The organism is Ruegeria sp. CDSB113 (genome assembly GCF_059611045.1).
In genome coordinates, this window is sequence record NZ_JBXWOU010000005.1 from 161,203 (window position 1) to 180,995 (window position 19,793).

The following is a 19,793-nucleotide window of genomic DNA, read 5'->3' on the forward strand; positions in this document are numbered from 1 at the left end:
TGGAAAAATCAGCCCCCGTCGCTTACCCATGAGGTCAAGGGACGTCAACAGCCGCGAAAGGCCAGCCCAATGAGCAGTGAGCATTATACACCCGCCGTAAACCCTCTGCCGCCCGTTGTGGTGGCGTTGGTCCTGTTCATCATGGGGATCGAATTGGCGTTTACACTGGGTGCACGCGGTCTTGTGGGTGGGCCATCAGCGGTAGGTTGGCGGTTGGATGCCCTGCAGAGTTACACCTTTTCCCCGGATATCTTTCACTGGATGATCGAGAATGGCCGTTGGCCGTTTGAACATGTGATCCGTTTCGTGACCTATCCGTTCGTATCGGGCAGTTTTACCCAGGCGGTTTTTGTCAGCGTCTTCGTTCTGGCCATGGGTAAAATGGTAGCCGAAGTGTTCGGCGGTTTTCAAATGCTGATCATTTTCGTTTTGTCCGGTATCGGTGGCGCGTTGGTCTATGGGTTGTTGCTAAATCCCGCCTATCCGCTGGTCGGAGGGTTCCCGCCGGTTTACGGTCTGATCGGCGCGTTCACATGGCTGCTGTGGCGCAAGTTGTCACTGGTCGGCGAAAACCAGTCCCGGGCCTTCAGCCTGATCGCGGTTTTGATGGGCATCCAGCTGGTGTTCGGACTTTTGTTTGGCGGCACGTCCGATTGGGTTGCCGATCTGGGCGGATTTGCCACCGGATTTGGTCTATCGTTTTTCCTGGTACCGGGCGGATGGGCGCGGATCGTGGGACGTATTCGCCGCGACTGATCAGGACCGACGCAGCGCTTTTCTGAATTCGGACAGCTCGAACGCTTTGAAGAGGTGACCGAGTAAGAAATAGGCGGCAGCTGCAACTATGATTAGGACAAGCAGCGCCAGATAACGCCATCCGGGTACCTGGAAGGTCCAGCCAAAAACATGAAGGGCGGCGAAAAGCACAACGCCCATACCCAGCGATGCCGCGACGACGCGCCAGGCACGTCGTTTGAACCGGTCGTCAAACCGTGCTTCATCGCCGAAACGGCGCGCTCCAATCGCCAACAAGGCAACCATCGCCCAACCGGCAGCCGAAGCCGCGATCGCCGGTGCGATCCACCCCACCAATGGGTAAAGACCAAAGGCCAGCCCGGCATTGATCACCATCGCAACTACGGCATAGCGAAACGGAGAGCGGGTGTCTTCGCGCGCGAAGAACAAGGGCTGCAGCAGCTTTTGCAGCATGAAAGCGGGCAGGCCGACGCCATAGATAGCTACGGCCAAGGCAGTGGCTGCCGTGTCCTCGGGGCTGAATTGGCCGCGTTCGAACAGGACCGACACCAGAGGTATTGGAATGATCAGAAAGGCAACGGTGGACGGCAGGGTCAGCAGCAGCGTGAACTCTCCGGCGCGGGAATAGGCATTGCGCGCCCCGTCCTTGTCCCCGGCCCGTAAGCGGCGCGACAGATCGGGCAGCAGGACGATCCCCACCGCAATACCGACCACGCCCAATGGCAATTGATACAGCCGATCCGCTGCGAACAGCCAACTGACCGCCTTTTCGGTTTTGGACGCGACCAGCTGGCCAACCACCAGATTGACCTGCGTGACGCCCATCGCCAAAGCGGCGGGCACTGCAATGCGAACCATGTGCCGCATTTCCGGGCTGAGTTTGGGCACGCCGGGACGGATGCGAATACCGGCGCGTTCTGTCGCCACCCAAACCAGCGCTAGTTGCGCGACCCCTGCCAGCGGAATGACCGTGATCAGCCACCAGATTACGTCGCCGCCAGAAAGCGCGCCTGCGATCAAAGCAGTACAGGCAAAAATATTGAGTAAGACAGGCGCGGCAGCGGCAGCGGCGAACCGACCGGTGGCGTTCAGAACGCCGGAAAACAGCGCGGCCAGCGACATGAACAGGATATAGGGAAAAACGACGTAACCGTAGTCGACGGCCATGTCGAAGCGTTCATCGCCATAGAACCCTTCGGCGGTCAGCCAGACAAGTCCAGGCATGAAAACCATCGCCAATCCAACCAGCGCCAATACTGCCGCCGCCAACAGATTGAAGGCATCCTGTGCAAATCCTTCGGCGTCTTCTTCGCCCTCCAGTCGTTTCGAGAACATTGGCACAAAGGCGGCGTTGAAGGCACCTTCGGCAAAAAACCGTCGGAACATGTTGGGCAGGCGGAAGGCGGCAACAAAAGCGTCCATCACCGGACCGGGCCCGATATAGGCGGTCAGCAAAATCTCTCGCAGAAATCCCAGAATCCGACTGGCCAGCGTCCAGAATCCGACCGTGAACAGGCCTGAAAACAACCGGATCTGTTTCATGAGATTGCGCGCTCCGCACCTTCGGTGATGGCTTTGCGCAGCTTGGTCTCAAGACCGCGTTGCTTGCTTTCGGAATGGTATTTCAGGCCGAACATGTCCTTGACGTAGAAGGTATCGACAACTTGTTCGCCATAGGTCGCGATCACGGCGTTGGCGATATAGACATTGGCGGCAGCCAGCGTTCTTGTCAGGTCATACAACAGGCCCGGACGGTCGCGGGTATCAACCTCGATGATGGTGTAGATCTCGGACCCGTCATTATCGAAGATGATATGGGTCGGCACATTGAAGGCGCGTTCGCGTTTCTTGATCTTGTCGCGCGATTTCAAGGCGTCACGCGCAACGACTTCGCCCTTGAGCGTCTTTTGGATCATCTGTGTTAGTCGCGGTAATCGGCTGGCCTCAAAAGGGTGGCCCTCGGCATCCTGAATCCAGAACGCATCGGTGACGTACCCGTCCTTGGTGGTATAGCTACGGGCGTCGACCACGTTAGCCCCAACCAGCGCGAGCGCCCCGGCGATGCGGGCGAAAATCCCCGGATGGTCCGCCATGGCAAAACACGCGCGGGTGGCGTCGCGATCGTCATCCGGATGCAGGTGAATTTCCATCGCGCCGGGGTCGCCGCTGTGTTCCAGAGCGCGTAGCATTTTCGCGAACTCAATATGTGTAGACAGGTTCAGGCCCTGCCAATAGGGCGCATAGTGTCGTCCTGTTTCGGCCTTCAGGTCAGCCTTCGACCAATCGTCAAGCGCCGAACGCAGCGCCTTTTTGGCTTCTGCGCCACGGTTGGCCCGGTTCAGGTCTTCCATACCGGTTTCAAGCGCCCGTTTGGTTTCAGCGTGCAAGGCGCGCAGCAGGGTGGCCTTCCAGTTGTTCCAGGTGTTGGGCCCAACGCCGCGAATGTCACACACGGTCAGAACCGTGAGCAGATCCAACCGTTTGACCGTCTTAACCGCCTTGGCAAAATCGCGCACTGTGCGCGGGTCCGAGATGTCGCGTTTCTGCGCCATGTCCGACATCAAAAGGTGATATCGTACCAACCATTCCACGGTTTCAGAGTCTGATTTGTTCAATCCCAACCGTGGAGCAACCTTGCGCGCGATCTGAGCGCCCAGAATGGAATGGTCCTCGGGTCGCCCTTTGGCGATATCGTGCAGCAGCAATGCTACGTAGAGGACCTTGCGATTAACCCCGCGTTTCAGGATCGATGAGGCCAGCGGTAGTGACTCGACCAATTCACCGCGTTCAATCTGGGCCAGGTTGACGATGGTCTGGATCGTGTGCTCGTCCACTGTATAGCTGTGATACATGTTGAACTGCATCATCGCCACGATGTGTTCGAACTCTGGCAAAAACGCCGACAATACTCCCAATTCGTTCATGCGGCGCAGGGCGCGTTCCGGGTTGCCGTGTTTCAGCATCAGGTCCAGAAAAATGCGCTGCGCCTCTTTGTTTTGGCGCATGTCGTCGTCGATGAGGTTCAGGTTGGCCGTCACCAGCCGCATCGCATCCGGGTGGATCAGCATGCCAGTGCGAAGACCTTCCTCGAACAGACGCAGAAGGTTCAGCTTGTCGGATAGAAACTTCTTGGCGTCCGCTACATCCAAGCGACCGTGAACGACCTTGTACCCTGCTTTGACACGTGGTTGGCGCCTAAAGATGCGTTCCAGTAGAGCGGCGCCTTTCACGTGTGACGCTTCGAGTTTGGTCAGGAAGATCCGGGTCAGTTCTCCGACGCGCGTTGCCTCGCGGAAATAGCGTTGCATGAACACTTCAACAGCCCGTCGCCCAGCCCTGTCTTCATAACCCATCCGGTCGGCAACCTCGACCTGCAGGTCGAAGGTCAGTTGTTCCGTCGCACGACCGGTCAGCAGATGCAGATGAGAGCGTACTGCCCACAGAAACTCTTCGGCCTCTACAAAGGTGCTGAATTCCTCGGGTTCAAACAGGCCCAGAGGGACCAGTTCAGCCACGTCCTGAACGCCATAGATGTACTTTGCAATCCAGTAGAGCGATTGAAGATCGCGCAGCCCGCCTTTGCCCTCTTTGACATTGGGCTCGACCATATAACGCTCGCCCTGCTTGTGGTGGCGCTCGTCACGTTCCTGCAGCTTAGCCTCGATGAATTGACGCTCGCTGCCCTTGAACAGCTCGGTTTTCAGGCGGTTATCAAGTTCTTCGGCAAGGGCTGCGTCCCCAGCCAGATAGCGTTGCTCGAGCATCGCGGTACGGATGGTGAAATCCTCGGTGCCCAGTCGCAGGCAATCCTTGATCGTTCGGGATGAATGGCCAACCTTCAGGCGCAGATCCCAAAGCATGTAGAGCATGGACTCGATGACGCTCTCGGCCCAGGCGGTGATCTTATAGGGCGTCAAAAAAAGCAGATCGACGTCCGAAGCCGGGGCCATTTCGCCGCGGCCATATCCACCAACAGCAAGAACCGCAATCTTTTCGCCCTGCGTCGGGGTTGCCAGCGGATGTAGATAGGTGCTGGCCACCTGCATCGCTGTGCAGACCAACCCGTCGGTCAAATAGGTATAGGACCGGGTCAAAGGTCTGGCGTCAAAGGGGCGTTTAGCGAAGGCATCCGCAATGGTCTTGCGCCCAGCCTTTTGGGCATCGCGCAGGATGCGCACGGTTTCATTCCGCCGCGCGGCATTGTCCTGAATATTTTCAAAGGCTTCCGACAGTTGCGCCAGGATGGCGGCACTGTCGAAAATTTCATCGGCCGGGCAGATCAGCTCACCCTTGGGGATGAGCGTCAGCATCGGCTGATCAGAAACCGGCGCCAGAGAAGCTTTGAGGGGCGGAGTCAATCACTACTACCTGTTTGTTCTGGATCGTGGCAACGGCCAGACCGCGTTCATTCGTGCCGTCTGATCGCAGGCGGAAGATGCCGCCAACGCCCTGGAAACCGGCATTTTGTGTCAGGGCAGATGCGGTCAGCGCGTCGGATTTGCCCTGGCTGACCAAAGCCGCAATTGCTGCAATGCCGTCATAGGCCAGACCACTGATCGGGTGCGGAGCCTCGCCATAGGTGCTGTTATACCGCTGGCGGTAAGCCTGCGCCTTTGACGGGTCGGGCAAGGCGAACCAGCCCCCTTGAACACCAGGCAGATCCAGCGTCTGAGACGGGATGTCCCAGCGTGTCAGGCCAACGAACTGGGTGGTGGCCGACGACACACCAGCTTCTGGCAACAGCTGCGAATACAGCGGCAGTGCACCTGCCGTCGTTGCCGTCAGAAACACCGAATCTGCGCCAGCAGCATCCACGGTTGCCTTGATCGTTGGAACTGAGTTGATGACGCCTTGCTGAGACCGGTCATAGCCAACCGTACCCGCGTTCGCTACGCGGCTGCTGGCAAGCGCAGTTGCAATCGCCGATTGACCAAGCTGCCCGGCTGCATCGTTGCTGTGGACGATGACCATGCTGGTTTTGCCTTGTGAACCGGCAAAGTTGACCAAACGGTTGGCCGTGTTCTGAAAGGTCGGGCCCAGAACAAAGACGTTGCCGCCTGCAATGCTGGTATTGTTCGAGAAGGACAGCACGTTGACCTTGTTGTTCAGCACGGCGAGACCCGCCGAGTTTGCCGCCTGCGCGTAAACCGGGCCAATGATGATCTTCGCCCCATCCGCGACGGCTTGTTGCGCCACTGTCGCGGCCGTGTTCGAGCTGCCCTGCGTGTCATAAACGCGCAGATCAATCTTAACATTCTGCAGATCGGCCATGGCCAGACGCGCCGCGTTCTCAAGGCTCCGCGCCAGTTGGGCGTCGCCGGAATTTCCTGATCCCGCCGGAACCAAAAGTGCGACCGGAACGGGTTTGGACGTGTTGATTGACGGGCCTCCGCCAAGGCCGCCGGGCTCACATGCAGCGAGGAAAGCGGCGGTTGCCAGGATCGCGGCGGATTTCGCCAGCTTGCGAACGGGCTTGCAAACGGTAAACATCTAAATGAAAACTCCCTGTCCCGGCGGCTTGGGGTACCACCAATCTGTTATGCCGCGATAATAAACGTCACGCTGTGAGGGTCCAGCTTTGAATTTTCAAAAAGTAAGATTGGGCGCGGGCCTGTATTTTGTTGCCACTCCGATCGGTGCGGCGCGCGACATCACGCTCAGAGCGCTGGATGTGCTGGCCTCGGCTGACGTCATTGCCGCCGAAGACACGCGCAGCTTGCGCCGGTTGATGGAGATTCACGGCGTACCGCTGGATGGGCGGCGAATCCTAGCCTATCACGATCACAGCGGCGCAGGCGCGCGCGGCAAACTCCTTGATGCATTGCAGGATGGGAAGTCTGTCGCTTATGCATCTGAGGCCGGAATGCCGCTGATTGCCGATCCGGGATACGATTTGGGGAAGCAGGCTGCCGAGGCCGGTCATACGGTGACCTGCGCACCGGGACCATCCGCAGCGCTGATGGCGCTGACGCTGGCCGGGCTGCCGACAGATGCGTTCTTTTTTGCGGGCTTCTTGCCGAACGCATCCGGCGCGCGCCGGTCGCGGATCGAGGCATTACGGGACGTGCCGGGCACATTGGTGTTTTACGAATCTCCGAAACGCGTGGTGGCGTGTTTGTCGGATCTTGCAACTGTGCTGGGCAATGACCGTCAGGCCGCAATGTGCCGCGAGCTGACGAAGAAATTCGAAGAAGTTCGTCGCGGGACGTTGGAAGAACTGGCAGCCGACCTGCAAGGGCAGACAGTCAAAGGTGAAATTGTTCTGCTCGTGGATCGCGGACATTCGGCAACTGTTAACGAATCTGACGTAGAAGAGGCGTTGAAACGAGCCTTGGAAACCCATTCGGTTCGCGACGCGGCCGATCTGGTATCAGAGATGTACAAGCTGCCGCGCCGCCCGATCTATCAGAAGGCTCTGAAATTGGGAAAGGGATGACATGGCCGCACGATCCGTTCGAAGTCCGGTGTCCTATCATGCTGGGCAGGCGGCGGAGCAGCAGGTTGCATCAAATTATGAACAACGCGGCTATACCATCCTGAATCGCCGCTGGCGCGGTGCCGGTGGCGAGATCGATCTTATTGCGCGCGACGCTCACGGGATCGTCTTTGTCGAGGTGAAGAAAAGCACCAGTTTCGATGCGGCCGCCGCCCGGATCAATCGCCGCCAGATGGATCGCATCTGCGCATCGGCGGCCCAATTCCTGGAAACAGAACCAAATGGGCAATTGACGGATGTGCGGTTTGACGCAGCTTTGGTGGATGCTTCGGGCGCCGTTCAAATTGTCGAAAACGCCTTCGGTTTAGCCTGATCCCCATTGAACCCCCAGCCCGGCTGGGCCATGTATCTGGCGTGAAACTGAGGGACACGCCATGAAAATCGCCTTCCAGATGGACCCGATCGGGGCCGTGGATATCAATGCCGACAGCTCATTCCGTCTGGCCGAAGAGGCGCAGGTGCGCGGACATACGCTGTTTTTCTACAGCCCGGACCAGCTGGCCTATCAAGAGGGGCGGATCACCGCGCGTGGTCAGGACATGAAAGTTCAGCGGGTGGCGGGCAATCCGGCGGAACTTGGGCCCGAACGTGAAGTGGACCTGGCAGAGTTCGACGTGATCTGGCTGCGCCAGGACCCGCCGTTTGACATGCATTACATCACATCAACCCACTTGCTGGACCGTCTAAAGGGGCAAGTCTTGGTTGTGAATGATCCGTTCTGGGTGCGGAACTACCCCGAGAAACTGCTGGTTCTGGATTTCCCGGACCTGACGCCGCCGACAACAATTGCGCGGGATCTGCAGACCATCAAGGCGTTCAAGGAAAAGCACGGCGACGTCATCCTAAAACCGCTTTATGGCAATGGCGGTGCAGGAGTTTTCCGGTTGGATGCGAATGACCGTAACCTGACTTCGCTGCACGAACTGTTCACCGGATTTTCGCGTGAGCCTTTGATTGTTCAGAAATTCCTGCCGGATGTCAGCAATGGCGACAAGCGTGTAATTTTGGTCGACGGTGACGCAGTCGGTGCGATCAACCGCGTACCGGCCGCGGGCGAAACGCGTTCCAATATGCATGTTGGCGGTCGCCCTGAGAAAATTGGCCTGTCCGAGCGCGATCTGGAAATTTGTGCCGCGATTGGTCCATTGCTGAAAGAAAAAGGTCAGGTCTTCGTCGGAATCGATGTGATCGGTGACTACCTGACAGAAATCAACGTGACCTCGCCGACCGGCATTCAGGAACTCGAACGATTTAACGGCGTGAACGTCGCCGAAAAGATTTGGCAGGCGATTGAAGCCAAGCTTTAAGATGCCGCCTTGGCGCTGATACGAAAGCTCAGCGCCTCGGCGATATGGGGACGCCGGACATCCGGTGCCCCGTCCAGATCAGCGATGGTACGCGCTACGCGCAGGATGCGGTGAAAAGCGCGGGCGGACAGGCCAAATCGCTCGGCTGCCTTCAGCAACAGGTCTTTGCCTTCAGCATCCGGGGCCGCGATTTCATCCAGCAATTTACCCTCGACATCGGCGTTCTGACGGGTGGACGGGGTATCGCGAAACCGCTTTGCCTGAATTGAACGGGCTTGTTCGACACGCGCGGCAACGGTGGCGGAACTGTCACCCGAGGGTGGTAAGTCCAGATCGGTGAATCCGACCGGGGGCACTTCAATACGCAAATCAAACCGGTCCATCAGCGGCCCGGAGATTCGGCTCAGATAGTCCTCTCCGCAAACAGGAGCGCGGGAACAAGCGCGCCCGGGATCGGTCAGGTAGCCGCATTTGCAAGGGTTGGCCGCCGCGATCAGCATGAAACGGCATGGGTATTTCACATGGGCATTTGCACGCGCGACCATGACCTCTCCAGTTTCGATCGGCTGGCGTAGTGTCTCCAGAACCGTGCGTGGAAATTCGGGGAACTCGTCCATGAACAGAACACCGTTGTGGGCTAGTGAAATCTCACCCGGTTTCGCGCCCCTGCCGCCACCAACGATCGCAGCCATGGACGCCGTGTGATGAGGTTCGCGAAACGGGCGGCTGCGACTGATCCCACCTTCGTCCAACAGCCCGCACAACGACTGAATCATCGAGGTTTCTAACGCTTCGGCCGGTGTCAGCGGCGGCAAAATCCCGGGCAGGCGTGCGGCCAGCATGGATTTGCCGGAACCGGGAGGCCCGGTCATGATCAGGTGGTGCCGACCTGCTGCGGCGATTTCCAGGGCGCGCTTTGCACGTTCTTGCCCTTTGACGTCGCGCAGGTCGCGCGCGCTGGGCTCAAGTGTGACTTCACCAGGCTGTGCGGCGGGTAGCGGAGACTGGCCCGAGAAATGCCGCACTACGTCCCCAAGAGACCCAGCCCCAATGACCTGCGTCGCATCGACCCAAGCAGCCTCGGCACTAGAGGCGCGGGGGCAGAGCAAGGCCCGATCCTCAGCCGCCGCAGTCATCGCAGCGGGTAGGGCACCGACCACAGGCACCAGTGAACCGTCCAAAGATAGCTCGCCCAGCGAAACCGAACCTTCGGCGGCGTCCCGCGGAATGATCTCTAACGCGGACAGCAATGCAACAGCTATGGGCAGGTCGAAATGGCTGCCTTCTTTGGGCAGGTCGGCAGGCGACAGGTTGATAGTGATCCGTTTTGACGGCAACGCGATGGCCATCGAGCTCAGCGCGCTGCGAACGCGGTCCCGCGCTTCGGACACGGCTTTGTCGGGCAGCCCGACGATGGAAAATGCGGGTAGGCCCGGCGAGACGGCGCACTGCACCTCGACCGGGCGGGCATCGACCCCTTGAAAAGCAACTGTGTGGGCGCGGGCAACCATGAATGACCTTTTTGGTTAACAGGTCCTTGCTGCCACGGCAGCGGTTTAAGAATCGTTAACGGCGCGGGTCATCTCGGTGAATTTTGGCCATGCACCGGGATCAGCGGCTGTTTTGTCACGGCAGAACCGGTTGCAGAACCCCCAGCGCAGGCCATTCACTTCGAGCACTGCGGTGACAGCTTTGCCGGAATAAGGGCAGGCGTCGTTGATCGACGTAGTACCATCTACCGCTTTTGCTTGCGAAGTACCGGCAATTGGCCAAGGCTCTGATGGCAGATCCATGGGGTAGGGAAAAGGGTCGTAGTTGACCGTCAGCCCCATCGCACGCCACCGGCGGACAGAAACATCCGACAGCAAATCAAGGCAGTAGTCGCGATTGGCATCAGCGATCGGCAGGCCATAGCCAATAATCCGTGCCGCGACCGGCGTATAGAACACGTCCGCAAGGGAATAGTGGCCGAACAAAGGACCGGAGTCCGCGCCAGACACATCACGGGCATGGGCCCACAAGGCCTCGATCCTTGCAAGATCGGCGCGTGTTTCGGTCGATGGAGCGAACCCCTGCCAGCACTGTTTGAGCTGCATCGGACACTGCCCGCGCAACGCGCCAAACCCGGCCACCATTTCGGCGCAAAGCCACCGCGCAGTAGCGCGCGCGGCGGGGTCTTTGGGCCAAAGCCCTGCTTCGGGATGTAACTCGGCAAGGGTTTCCGCCATCGCCAGGCTTTCCCCAACCACGGTGCCGTCGGGCAATCGCAGGGCCGGGACAAGGCGGGCGGGCGCGAGGGGTTTCATATCCTCGGCCATGGTGCCGGAATAGAGGCCGATCATGTGGGAACGATAGGGCAGGCCGAACTTTTCCAGCATCAGCCACCCGCGCATGGACCAGCTGGAAAACAGGCGGTCTCCGATAAACAAATCATAAGTCATGCGGCTAGGATGGCGTGGCCGATCCATTCCGTAAATCAGTGATTTGTGCGCGGTTGCATCACGGAAGATGATTGATTCGTCCGACAGACCAGCGGTCGCCGTGATGCGTGATTTCGGTAACCGAAAGGTTGTCGATGCGATGGCCAAAAGCCTCTTGCGCGTCAACGTCGAGAGCCCTTTGGACCTGGGTCAGGATCACGCCAAAATGCACCACGACCACAAGATCGCGCCCGGTGTGCTGTGCGATCAATTGGTCGACGGCTGCGTCGACACGCGCGCGGACCTCGTTCCAGCTTTCCCCGTTTGGTGGGCGCACATCGCCGGGGTTGTCCCAATATGCAAAGGCAAGTTCGGGGTCTTCAGCCTCAATCTCTTTGAAGGCGCGCAGCTCCCAAGTGCCGAAATTGATTTCGCGCAGCGCAGACTGATGTTGCAGCCGCCGCCGTGTGCCTTGAATGGCCGATGCAGTATCGGCGGCGCGGCTCAGGTCAGAGGAAACAAAGATAGCGTCCGCAGGCAGGTGGTCATGCAACCGGGTAACGGCAGCGTGATCGCTGAGGTCAGCAGGCAAGTCGGACCAGCCGACCATCGTTTTGGCATGAGTTGGGCCGTGGCGCACGAGATGCAGACGTGTCAATCCAGTCGCCCCTTCAATACCAACGGCAGGCCAGCCGTAACTTGCACCACCAGATCGGCCTCGGCGGCCAATGCGATGTTTAACCGTCCCTGCGCTTCGCGGAACCGGCGGGACAGCGCGTTGTCAGGGACGATCCCGTGTCCAACCTCGTTCGAGACGATGACGACCTGTGCGGAACACAAGCGTAGCGATTGTAAAAGCGCGCTTTGCGCCTGTTCCAGATCGTTTTCTGCAAGCAGGTGATTGGTCAGCCACATGGTGGCACAGTCGATCAGACAGACAGAGGTGGAGGGCAAATTCGCCAATGTCGGGCCAATGTCAAAAGGGGCCTCGACCGTCTCCCAACCCTCGCCACGTTGGGAAATGTGGCGCTGAACCTTATCTTGCATCTCGTCATCAAACACTTGTGATGTTGCAAGATAAACCTTCTTTTTTCCCGATGAAACAACGAGTTGTTCGGCGAAAACCGACTTGCCCGAGGCTGCGCCGCCCAACACAAAGGTTAAATCCGGACTCACGATAATTACCTTCCATGTGATCCACCCGGTTTTGTTTTGCGTATCGTTCATAGGTCGGCAAAGCAACCCCGGCCCGCGCCTGTGAAAAGGGGAGATTTCAATGGCACTGGACAATGCGAACGACTTCTCGATGTCCCGAAAGGCAATGAAAGCCGAGCTTCTGGACGCGGAAACTGAATTGAAATTGGCTTATGCTTGGCGGGACGACCGCGATGAACAGGCCCTTCACCGATTAATCACGGCCTACATGCGGCTGGCCATTTCGATGGCGGCCAAGTTCAAACGTTACGGCGCGCCCATGAATGATCTGATCCAGGAGGCCGGGTTAGGATTGATGAAGGCTGCCGACAAGTTCGACCCTGACCGGGGCGTGCGGTTTTCGACCTATGCGGTCTGGTGGATCAAGGCGAGCATTCAGGACTATGTGATGCGCAACTGGTCAATGGTACGTACCGGGTCCACGTCTTCGCAAAAATCACTGTTCTTCAACATGCGACGTGTGCAGGCCCGTCTAGAGCGTGAGGCCGCGACCGATGGCATGGATCTTGACCGTCATCAATTGCACCAGATGATTGCCGCAGAAATCGGCGTGCCGCTGCGGGACGTCGAAATGATGGAAGGCCGTTTGTCCGGCTCCGATTTCTCGCTGAATGCCGTTCAATCGGCAGATGAAGACGGCCGGGAATGGATCGATGCGCTGGAAGATGAGCGTGAACAAGCCGCCGAAGCCGTCGAAAACAGGCACGATACTCAGCAATTGCGCGAATGGCTGGTGACGGCAATGCAGGCTTTGAATGATCGTGAAAGGTTCATTGTGCGCGAACGCAAGTTGCGCGAACCCGCCCGAACGCTGGAAAGTCTTGGGCAGGAACTTAGCCTGTCCAAGGAACGCGTGCGTCAACTTGAGGCGGCAGCTTTTGTGAAAATGCGCAAGAACCTTGAAGCCCAATCGCGTGAGGTGCAACACTTCATCGCATGAAACATCTTGCGATTCTGCTTTGTGCACTTGTGGTTATGGCCTATCCTGGTCGTGCTGATGAATTGATACCTGACGACGTTGTGTCTGCGATGGCTTCAGCGGATGTCGTCATATTGGGCGAAATTCACGACAACCCGCAGCACCACATTGTACAGGCCGAGGCATTGAGGGCCATCAACCCCTCTGCCGTCGTCTGGGAGATGGTGACTGAAGAGGGCGCCCAGCGGCTGGCGGACAAGGCCATTTCCAATCCGGAAGAGCTTGCCAGAATTCTGAAGTGGCTCGAGTCCGGCTGGCCGCCGCTTAGCATGTACTACCCGGTCTTTCAGGCCTCAGACGCGCCGGTTTACGGTGCCATGGTTCCGCGTGCTGCGGCGCGCGCGGCTATGGAACGCGGCGCTGCGACGGCCCTAGGCGCAGATGCCGCGCGATATGGTCTGACCGTCCCCTTGCCACGGGATGAGCAGGCGGCGCGCGAAGCCGATCAGCTGGCCGCCCACTGCAATGCGATACCCGAGACCGCCTTGCCGCAACTAGTCGCAATCCAACGGTTGCGGGATGCGGTTCTGACAAGGGCCATATTGCGCGCGGCGGATGATACCGGCGGACCTGTTGCAGTGATCACTGGCAATGGTCATGCCCGTAAGGACAGAGGGATTCCAACCTTTCTGTCCCGGCTACGCCCCGGTTTGAAAGTTTTCGTGCTCGGTCAGTCCGAGGATGGCGTCATCGACGGTGAGTTCGACGCTGTGATCGACAGCCCCGGCATTGAGCGTGAAGACCCTTGCCTGGCGTTTGAGACACAGAATTAACCGCTGGAACTGTCCGTTGGCCTTGCCTAATGTCGGGCCGACCGGGACGGGAAGGGCACAATATGCTGGCATCGAAACGCATTCTTCTAATCATCGGCGCTGGAATCGCGGCCTATAAGTCGCTGGATCTGATCCGGCGGCTGAAAGAACGTGGTGCCTCGGTGACACCGGTTCTGACAGGCGCGGCCGAAGAGTTCGTGACCCCGCTGTCGGTCTCGGCACTGGCCGGAGAGAAGGTTTATCGCGATTTGTTCGACCTGACGGATGAGGCCGAGATGGGTCATATTCAGTTGTCACGGTCCGCCGATCTGATCGTGGTCGCACCGGCCACGGCGGACATGATGGGAAAGATGGCGGCTGGGCTGGCCAACGATCTGGCCTCGACCCTGCTGATGGCGACAGATACCCCTGTTTTGTGCGCGCCAGCCATGAACATCCGCATGTGGGATCATCCGTCAACACAGCGCAACCTCAAGCAACTGCAGGCAGATGGTATCCGGTTTGTTGGCCCAAATGAGGGTGACATGGCTTGTGGAGAATACGGCCCAGGCCGGATGTCGGAACCGCTTGAGATCGTGGCCGCGGTCGAGGCGCAATTTGGCAACGGTCCGCTGAAGGGCAAGCGCATTTTGGTCACCTCCGGCCCGACACATGAACCGATCGACCCTGTGCGCTACATCGCCAACCGGTCCTCGGGCGCGCAGGGCACCGCGGTGGCACGGGCGTTGTCTGCGCTGGGCGCTGATGTGGTTTTTGTTACCGGCCCTGCCGATGTTTCGCCGCCCGAAGGAGTGCAGGTTATCCGCGTGGAAACCGCGCAGCAGATGTCTGACGCGGTCGACGCCGCACTGCCGGTAGATGCGGGTGTGTTTGCTGCTGCGGTTGCGGATTGGCGCATGGCGGCGGCTTCAGACAAGAAGTTGAAGAAAAGCCGCGATGGTCTTCCGGTGCTGGAGTTTACTGAGAACCCGGACATCCTCAAGCGCGTGTCCAGGCTGGATGCGGGTCGGCCTGCGTTGGTGGTTGGCTTTGCCGCAGAGACTGACAACGTGCTTGAACACGCCACCGCCAAACGTGCGCGCAAGGGCTGTGACTGGATCGTTGCCAATGATGTCAGCCCTGCGACGGGCATCATGGGGGGGGCAGAAAACGCGGTCACCCTGATCTCGGACGATGGGGCCGAAGAATGGCCGCGCATGGGCAAGGATGCAGTGGCGCAACGTCTGGCGCAAAAGATCGCCGACGCTCTGACAAGCTGAACAAGAGGTACAGTGATGGTAGCAATTCGTGTAATCCGCGAAGACGGGGCCGATCCGGCCATCGCTTTGCCGTCTTATGAAACAACCGGAGCAGCGGGGGCGGATGTCCGGGCAAACCTGCCCGATGGCGCGCCTATCACGTTGGCGCCGGGACAACGCGCCTTGGTTCCTACAGGGTTACGGATCGAGATTCCAAATGGGTACGAGGTGCAGGTACGACCCCGATCCGGCCTTGCGCTGAAACACGGCATCACCCTGCCCAATACACCCGGTACGATCGACAGTGACTATCGCGGCCCGCTGGGGGTGATCCTGCTGAACGCCGGTCAGGAAAGTTTTGAGATTGCGCATGGTGAACGCATCGCGCAACTGGTCGTCGCGCCCGTCGTGCAGGCTGCGTTTGAACCTGTCGAGGCGCTCAGCGATACGGATCGCGGCGCTGGCGGTTTTGGCTCGACTGGGCGCGGTTGATGCTTCTGGTTCTGATCCTTGCCGGTGCTCTGTGGGGCATTGGATACGTTGCCGGGGTGTCCCGAACTGCTCGCTCCGTGTCGGTCAGCGTTTTGCTGGTCGGAGTACTTGTTATCCAACTGACGTTGCCGGGTGGGCACCCGCTGCGCGAGGCAACCGGCGGGTCTGCGGCATTGTGGTTGATCCTAGGTGGTGCCGCGGTTTTGGTGTTGAGCTATGGAAAGGTGCTCAAAACGCTGCGCAACCGTGCCGCGCCACAGCCAGCCGAGGAAACCGCGGTGCAGTCTGACAAGTTCTCTGAGACCGAGTTGGAGCGGTATGCCCGCCATATCGTTTTGCGCGAACTGGGCGGGCCGGGGCAGAAAAAGATGAAACAGGCCCGTGTGCTGGTTATCGGCGCGGGCGGTCTTGGTGCGCCCGCGTTGCAGTACCTTGCGGCGGCGGGTGTGGGCACCATCGGTGTGATCGACGACGATATTGTTGAAAACGCCAATCTGCAGCGGCAAGTGATCCACCGCGATGCCGATATCGGCATGCCCAAGGTTTTCTCGGCCCAGCAAGCCATGCAGGCGCAAAACCCGAACGTGATTGTTCTGCCCTACCATCGTCGTTTGACTGATGAGATTGCAGCAGACCTGTTCACCGATTTTGACCTGATCCTCGACGGCACCGACAATTTTGACACGCGATATTTGGCCAATCGTACCGCGGTCGCACTGGGCAAACCGCTTATTTCAGGTGCTCTGTCGCAATGGGAAGGTCAGCTAAGCGTCTTTGACCCCGCCAACGACGCGCCTTGTTATCAGTGTATCTTCCCCGAGGCACCGGCCCCCGGTCTGGCCCCGTCCTGTGCCGAAGCGGGGGTTGTTGGCCCGTTGCCCGGCGTTGTGGGGTCAATGATGGCGGTTGAGGCGATCAAGGTGATCACCGGGGCCGGGCAAGCCCTGCGCGCCGAAATGCTGATCTATGACGCGCTCTATGGCGAAAGCCGCAAGATCACCCTGACCCGACGCTCTGATTGCCCCATTTGCGGAGAAGTCGACGCGTAAGCCTACTGTCGCGCTAGATTGGCTAGAGATTTCGGCTGTATCGCGGGCACCCCCTCTGGACCATTCCGGCCCGCCTCCCTAGCTTGACCAGCAAAGGAGATCCGCATGACCAACCCGATCCTGTCCGCCTGGACCACTCCATTTGAAATCGCGCCATTTGCCGAGATTTCGGATGATGATTTTGCGCCTGCATTGGACAAGGCAATGGCCGCCCACAACGCGCAGATCGACGCGATTGCCAACAATTCCGACCCAGCCAGTTTTGCCAATACGATTGAGGCGCTTGAGGCGGCCGGAGAGCAGATGGACAAGGTTCTGTCTGTCTTTTTCACCGTTGCAGGTGCCGACAGCAATCCGGCGCGGGAAGAGCTGCAACGCGCATTCTCACCAAAACTCTCCGCGCATTTTTCGGGGATTTCGTCAAACAAGGCGCTGTTTCGGCGGATGGCGGACCTGTGGGCGCGCAAGGATCAGCTGGACCTGACCGATGAACAGGCCCGCGTTCTGATGCTGACCCATCGCGGTTTTATGCGCGCTGGTTCGGCTTTGGAAGGCCATGATGACACCCGCATGCAAGAGATCAAGTCGCGCCTTGCCACGCTGGGGACGTCCTTCACCCAAAACCTTTTGGCGGACGAGCGCGAATGGTTCATGAACTTGACCGAGAATGATCTGGAAGGATTGCCGGGTTTCGTCGTGGATGCAGCCCGCGCCGCCGGGGAAGAGAAGGGGGCTGATGGTCCTGTCGTCACTCTGTCGCGGTCGTTGATTGTTCCGTTTCTGCAATTCTCGCCGCGCCGCGATCTGCGTGAGAACGCGTATCGGGCCTGGACCGCGCGTGGTGCCAATGGTGGTGAAACGGACAACCGCGAGATTGCGGCTGAAATCCTGAACTTGCGCGAAGAACGGGCCAAGCTATTGGGATATTCCAGTTTCGCGGACTACAAGCTGGAAACTGAAATGGCCCGAACGCCGGACCGCGTTCGCGATCTGTTGATGCAGGTTTGGGAGCCGGCAAAGGCGCGGGCCGACTCCGACGCCGAAACCTTGACCGCGATGATGCAGGAAGATGGCATCAACGGTCCGCTCGAAGCGTGGGACTGGCGCTACTACGCCGAAAAGCGCCGCAAGGCTGAACATGATTTGGATGAAGCTGCGCTGAAGCCGTACTTGCAGTTGGATCGTATGATCGAGGCCGCCTTTTCCTGCGCCAACCGGCTGTTCGGGCTGGAGTTTGCCCCGCTGGATGTACCGCTTTATCACTCCGATTGCCGGGCTTGGGACGTAACGCGCGACGGGCAGCATATTGCTGTGTTCATCGGCGATTACTTCGCGCGGGGTTCCAAGCGCTCGGGCGCATGGTGCAGCGCAATGCGGAGCCAGGCAAAGTTCCCCAAGGTGCAAGCCCCCGTCGTGATCAACGTTTGCAACTTCGCCAAGGGCGACCCGGCGCTGCTATCTTATGACGATGCGCGCACGCTTTTCCATGAGTTCGGTCACGCATTGCATCAGATGTTGTCCAACGTGACCTATGAAAGCATCTCTGGCACCAGCGTCGCGCGTGACTTTGTAGAGCTTCCCAGCCAGCTTTATGAACATTGGCTGGAAGTGCCGGAAGTCTTGGTCGAATTTGCGACCCATGCCGAATCTGGTGAGCCGATGCCGCAAGATATGCTTAAGAAGGTTCTGAAGGCCGCGAATTTTGATCAGGGGTTCCAGACCGTGGAATACGTAGCCTCAGCCTTGGTCGATCTGGCGTTCCACGAAGGCGAAGCGCCAGCTGATCCGATGGCGAAACAGGCCGAGGTTCTTGATGGTATCGATATGCCGCATGCCATCGGTATGCGCCACGCGACACCGCATTTTGCCCATGTCTTCGCTGGCGATGGCTATAGCTCGGGCTATTACAGCTACATGTGGTCCGAGGTCATGGATGCCGACGCATTCGCGGCCTTCGAAGAAGCCGGGGGAGCCTTTGACACAGAGCGCGCCAAAGCACTGGAGGACAATATCCTGTCCACCGGCGGCTCGCGCGAAGCTGAGGAGCTGTATCTGGCGTTCCGCGGGCGTTTGCCAGGGGTCGAGGCGCTGTTGAAAGGTCGCGGGCTTATCGCGACCTGACCGGATCAGTAGCCCAGATTGCGGTCGACGAGGTGCAGGAAGGGTTTGCCTTCCACCCCTCGTATAATGTTCTGGCAGATCACCTGGGCCGCAGTTGTCGGACGGGTTTCCGACGCGATATGCGGCGTGACGGTCACATTGGCGTGCGCCCAATACGGATGTTCCGGCGGCAGGGGTTCCACGCGGAATACGTCTAACGTGGCGTGGGCAATGTGTCCGGAATCCAGTGCGGCTAGCAACGCGTCGTCGTCGATCAATGGACCGCGACCGGGATTGATGATCCGAGCGCCTTTGGGCAGCAAGGCCAAAGTGTCCGCATTCAGTGCGTTTTCCGTTGCGGGGGTGTCGGGCAGCAGCAGGACAACGATCTCGGCATTGGACAACGCGGCGCGTAGACCTTCAACGCCATGCAGGCACGTTACCCCAGGGTTGTCCTTTGCGGTTCTGCTCCAACCGGTCACTTTGAAATTCAGCGCGGCAAGCGCGGTTGCTGCGGCTTCTCCCAATGCACCAAGGCCCAGCACACACACATTCCGTTCGCTGGCAAGCGGCGGGGCGTCGGGCGTCCACACGCCGTCCTGCACGGTGATATAGCGGTCCATGCCCAGGTGATAGCGCAGCACGTGGCCGACGACCCACTCGGTCATGCCATGCATCAGCCCGTGGTCCACCATTCGGGCCAATGGCACGGTCAGCGTTTCGTTGCCCGCGATTTTTTCAACACCTGCCCAAAGACTCAGAACCGCCTTCAGTTGTGTATAGGGTGAAAAATCCAGCAGCCCGCTTGTTGGTGCATAGACAACGTAGTCGACCTGATCAGGCGAAAACTCGGTTGCCAGACGGAAATCCAAACCAGCTTGGGACAGCCCTTTTGTAAGCAGAGGTTCATACACCGGCCATTGTTCAGGGCGCGCGGAAAACAGGATGTTGACGGGCATGAAGGGCCT

General features: G+C 59.0%; 18 protein-coding genes. 10 read left to right on the top strand and 8 right to left on the bottom strand.

Going from position 1 to position 19,793, the window contains the following annotated elements; genetic code table 11:
- The first annotated feature begins 69 nt into the window (after positions 1 to 69).
- Positions 70 to 756 (top strand): rhomboid family intramembrane serine protease, encoded by a 687-nt coding sequence (locus AC2FIS_RS11775; RefSeq protein WP_496773486.1) that lies wholly within the window; start codon positions 70 to 72, stop codon positions 754 to 756.
- Here AC2FIS_RS11775 and murJ read toward each other — a convergent pair whose 3' ends face one another.
- From murJ to AC2FIS_RS11790, 3 genes are read right to left on the bottom strand one after another with little or no spacing between them, the layout of a single operon-like run.
- The gene (gene murJ, locus AC2FIS_RS11780; protein ID WP_496773487.1) at positions 757 to 2,298 is read right to left on the bottom strand and encodes a murein biosynthesis integral membrane protein MurJ; all 1,542 of its coding nucleotides are present in this window, start codon (positions 2,296 to 2,298) and stop codon (positions 757 to 759) included. It lies immediately after the preceding gene.
- Positions 2,295 to 5,066, bottom strand: a complete 2,772-nt coding sequence (locus AC2FIS_RS11785; protein WP_496773488.1) for a [protein-PII] uridylyltransferase — start codon at positions 5,064 to 5,066, stop codon at positions 2,295 to 2,297. Before AC2FIS_RS11785 ends, murJ begins: the two co-directional genes overlap by 4 nt.
- A 7-nt stretch (positions 5,067 to 5,073) precedes the next feature.
- Complete coding sequence (locus tag AC2FIS_RS11790; RefSeq protein ID WP_496722993.1) at positions 5,074 to 6,246, bottom strand: penicillin-binding protein activator; 1,173 nt, start codon at positions 6,244 to 6,246, stop codon at positions 5,074 to 5,076.
- An 88-nt stretch (positions 6,247 to 6,334) separates the two neighbouring features.
- Here AC2FIS_RS11790 and rsmI point away from each other — a divergent pair, with 88 nt between their 5' ends.
- The 3 genes from rsmI (at position 6,335) to gshB (ending at position 8,559) form a co-directional block, all read left to right on the top strand.
- A complete protein-coding gene (gene rsmI, locus AC2FIS_RS11795) occupies positions 6,335 to 7,192 on the top strand; it encodes a 16S rRNA (cytidine(1402)-2'-O)-methyltransferase (RefSeq protein WP_496722995.1) in 858 nt (285 codons plus the stop codon).
- A gap of 1 nt (position 7,193) precedes the next feature.
- Entirely contained in the window at positions 7,194 to 7,565 is a 372-nt protein-coding gene (locus tag AC2FIS_RS11800) for a YraN family protein (RefSeq protein ID WP_496722997.1), read from the top strand.
- Between the two features lie 61 nt (positions 7,566 to 7,626).
- Positions 7,627 to 8,559, top strand: coding sequence for a glutathione synthase (gene gshB / locus AC2FIS_RS11805; RefSeq protein WP_496722998.1), 933 nt, complete (start codon positions 7,627 to 7,629; stop codon positions 8,557 to 8,559).
- Here the strand turns inward: gshB and AC2FIS_RS11810 are convergent.
- Genes AC2FIS_RS11810 through cobU form a run of 4 tightly spaced genes read right to left on the bottom strand, consistent with a single transcriptional unit; the run spans position 8,556 to position 12,206 of the window.
- Positions 8,556 to 10,070, bottom strand: coding sequence for a YifB family Mg chelatase-like AAA ATPase (locus AC2FIS_RS11810; RefSeq protein WP_496773489.1), 1,515 nt, complete (start codon positions 10,068 to 10,070; stop codon positions 8,556 to 8,558). The two genes, gshB and AC2FIS_RS11810, sit on opposite strands and share 4 nt — an antisense overlap.
- Positions 10,071 to 10,115: 45 nt before the next feature.
- Entirely contained in the window at positions 10,116 to 11,000 is an 885-nt protein-coding gene (locus tag AC2FIS_RS11815) for a glutathione S-transferase (RefSeq protein ID WP_496773490.1), read from the bottom strand.
- Between the two features lie 58 nt (positions 11,001 to 11,058).
- Positions 11,059 to 11,637: a histidine phosphatase family protein gene (locus AC2FIS_RS11820; protein ID WP_496773491.1), complete on the bottom strand. Its 579-nt coding sequence runs from the start codon at positions 11,635 to 11,637 to the stop codon at positions 11,059 to 11,061.
- Positions 11,634 to 12,206 (bottom strand): bifunctional adenosylcobinamide kinase/adenosylcobinamide-phosphate guanylyltransferase, encoded by a 573-nt coding sequence (gene cobU / locus AC2FIS_RS11825; RefSeq protein WP_496773492.1) that lies wholly within the window; start codon positions 12,204 to 12,206, stop codon positions 11,634 to 11,636. The genes AC2FIS_RS11820 and cobU overlap by 4 nt, the downstream gene beginning before the upstream one ends.
- A gap of 49 nt (positions 12,207 to 12,255) precedes the next feature.
- Between cobU and AC2FIS_RS11830 the strand changes: the two genes are divergently transcribed.
- From AC2FIS_RS11830 to AC2FIS_RS11855, 6 genes are all read left to right on the top strand, one after another.
- Positions 12,256 to 13,134, top strand: a complete 879-nt coding sequence (locus AC2FIS_RS11830) for an RNA polymerase factor sigma-32 (RefSeq protein WP_496773493.1) — start codon at positions 12,256 to 12,258, stop codon at positions 13,132 to 13,134.
- Entirely contained in the window at positions 13,131 to 13,946 is an 816-nt protein-coding gene (locus AC2FIS_RS11835; RefSeq protein WP_496773494.1) for a ChaN family lipoprotein, read from the top strand. Before AC2FIS_RS11830 ends, AC2FIS_RS11835 begins: the two co-directional genes overlap by 4 nt.
- A 62-nt stretch (positions 13,947 to 14,008) precedes the next feature.
- Positions 14,009 to 15,205, top strand: coding sequence for a bifunctional phosphopantothenoylcysteine decarboxylase/phosphopantothenate--cysteine ligase CoaBC (gene coaBC / locus AC2FIS_RS11840; protein ID WP_496773495.1), 1,197 nt, complete (start codon positions 14,009 to 14,011; stop codon positions 15,203 to 15,205).
- Between the two features lie 15 nt (positions 15,206 to 15,220).
- The gene (gene dut / locus AC2FIS_RS11845) at positions 15,221 to 15,676 is read left to right on the top strand and encodes a dUTP diphosphatase (RefSeq protein WP_496773496.1); all 456 of its coding nucleotides are present in this window, start codon (positions 15,221 to 15,223) and stop codon (positions 15,674 to 15,676) included.
- Positions 15,676 to 16,725, top strand: a complete 1,050-nt coding sequence (locus tag AC2FIS_RS11850) for a HesA/MoeB/ThiF family protein (protein ID WP_496773498.1) — start codon at positions 15,676 to 15,678, stop codon at positions 16,723 to 16,725. The genes dut and AC2FIS_RS11850 overlap by 1 nt, the downstream gene beginning before the upstream one ends.
- Before the next feature lie 105 nt (positions 16,726 to 16,830).
- Positions 16,831 to 18,846 (top strand): M3 family metallopeptidase, encoded by a 2,016-nt coding sequence (locus AC2FIS_RS11855; protein WP_496773499.1) that lies wholly within the window; start codon positions 16,831 to 16,833, stop codon positions 18,844 to 18,846.
- A gap of 5 nt (positions 18,847 to 18,851) precedes the next feature.
- Here AC2FIS_RS11855 and AC2FIS_RS11860 read toward each other — a convergent pair whose 3' ends face one another.
- Entirely contained in the window at positions 18,852 to 19,784 is a 933-nt protein-coding gene (locus AC2FIS_RS11860) for a 2-hydroxyacid dehydrogenase (protein ID WP_496773501.1), read from the bottom strand.
- Positions 19,785 to 19,793 lie beyond the last annotated feature (9 nt).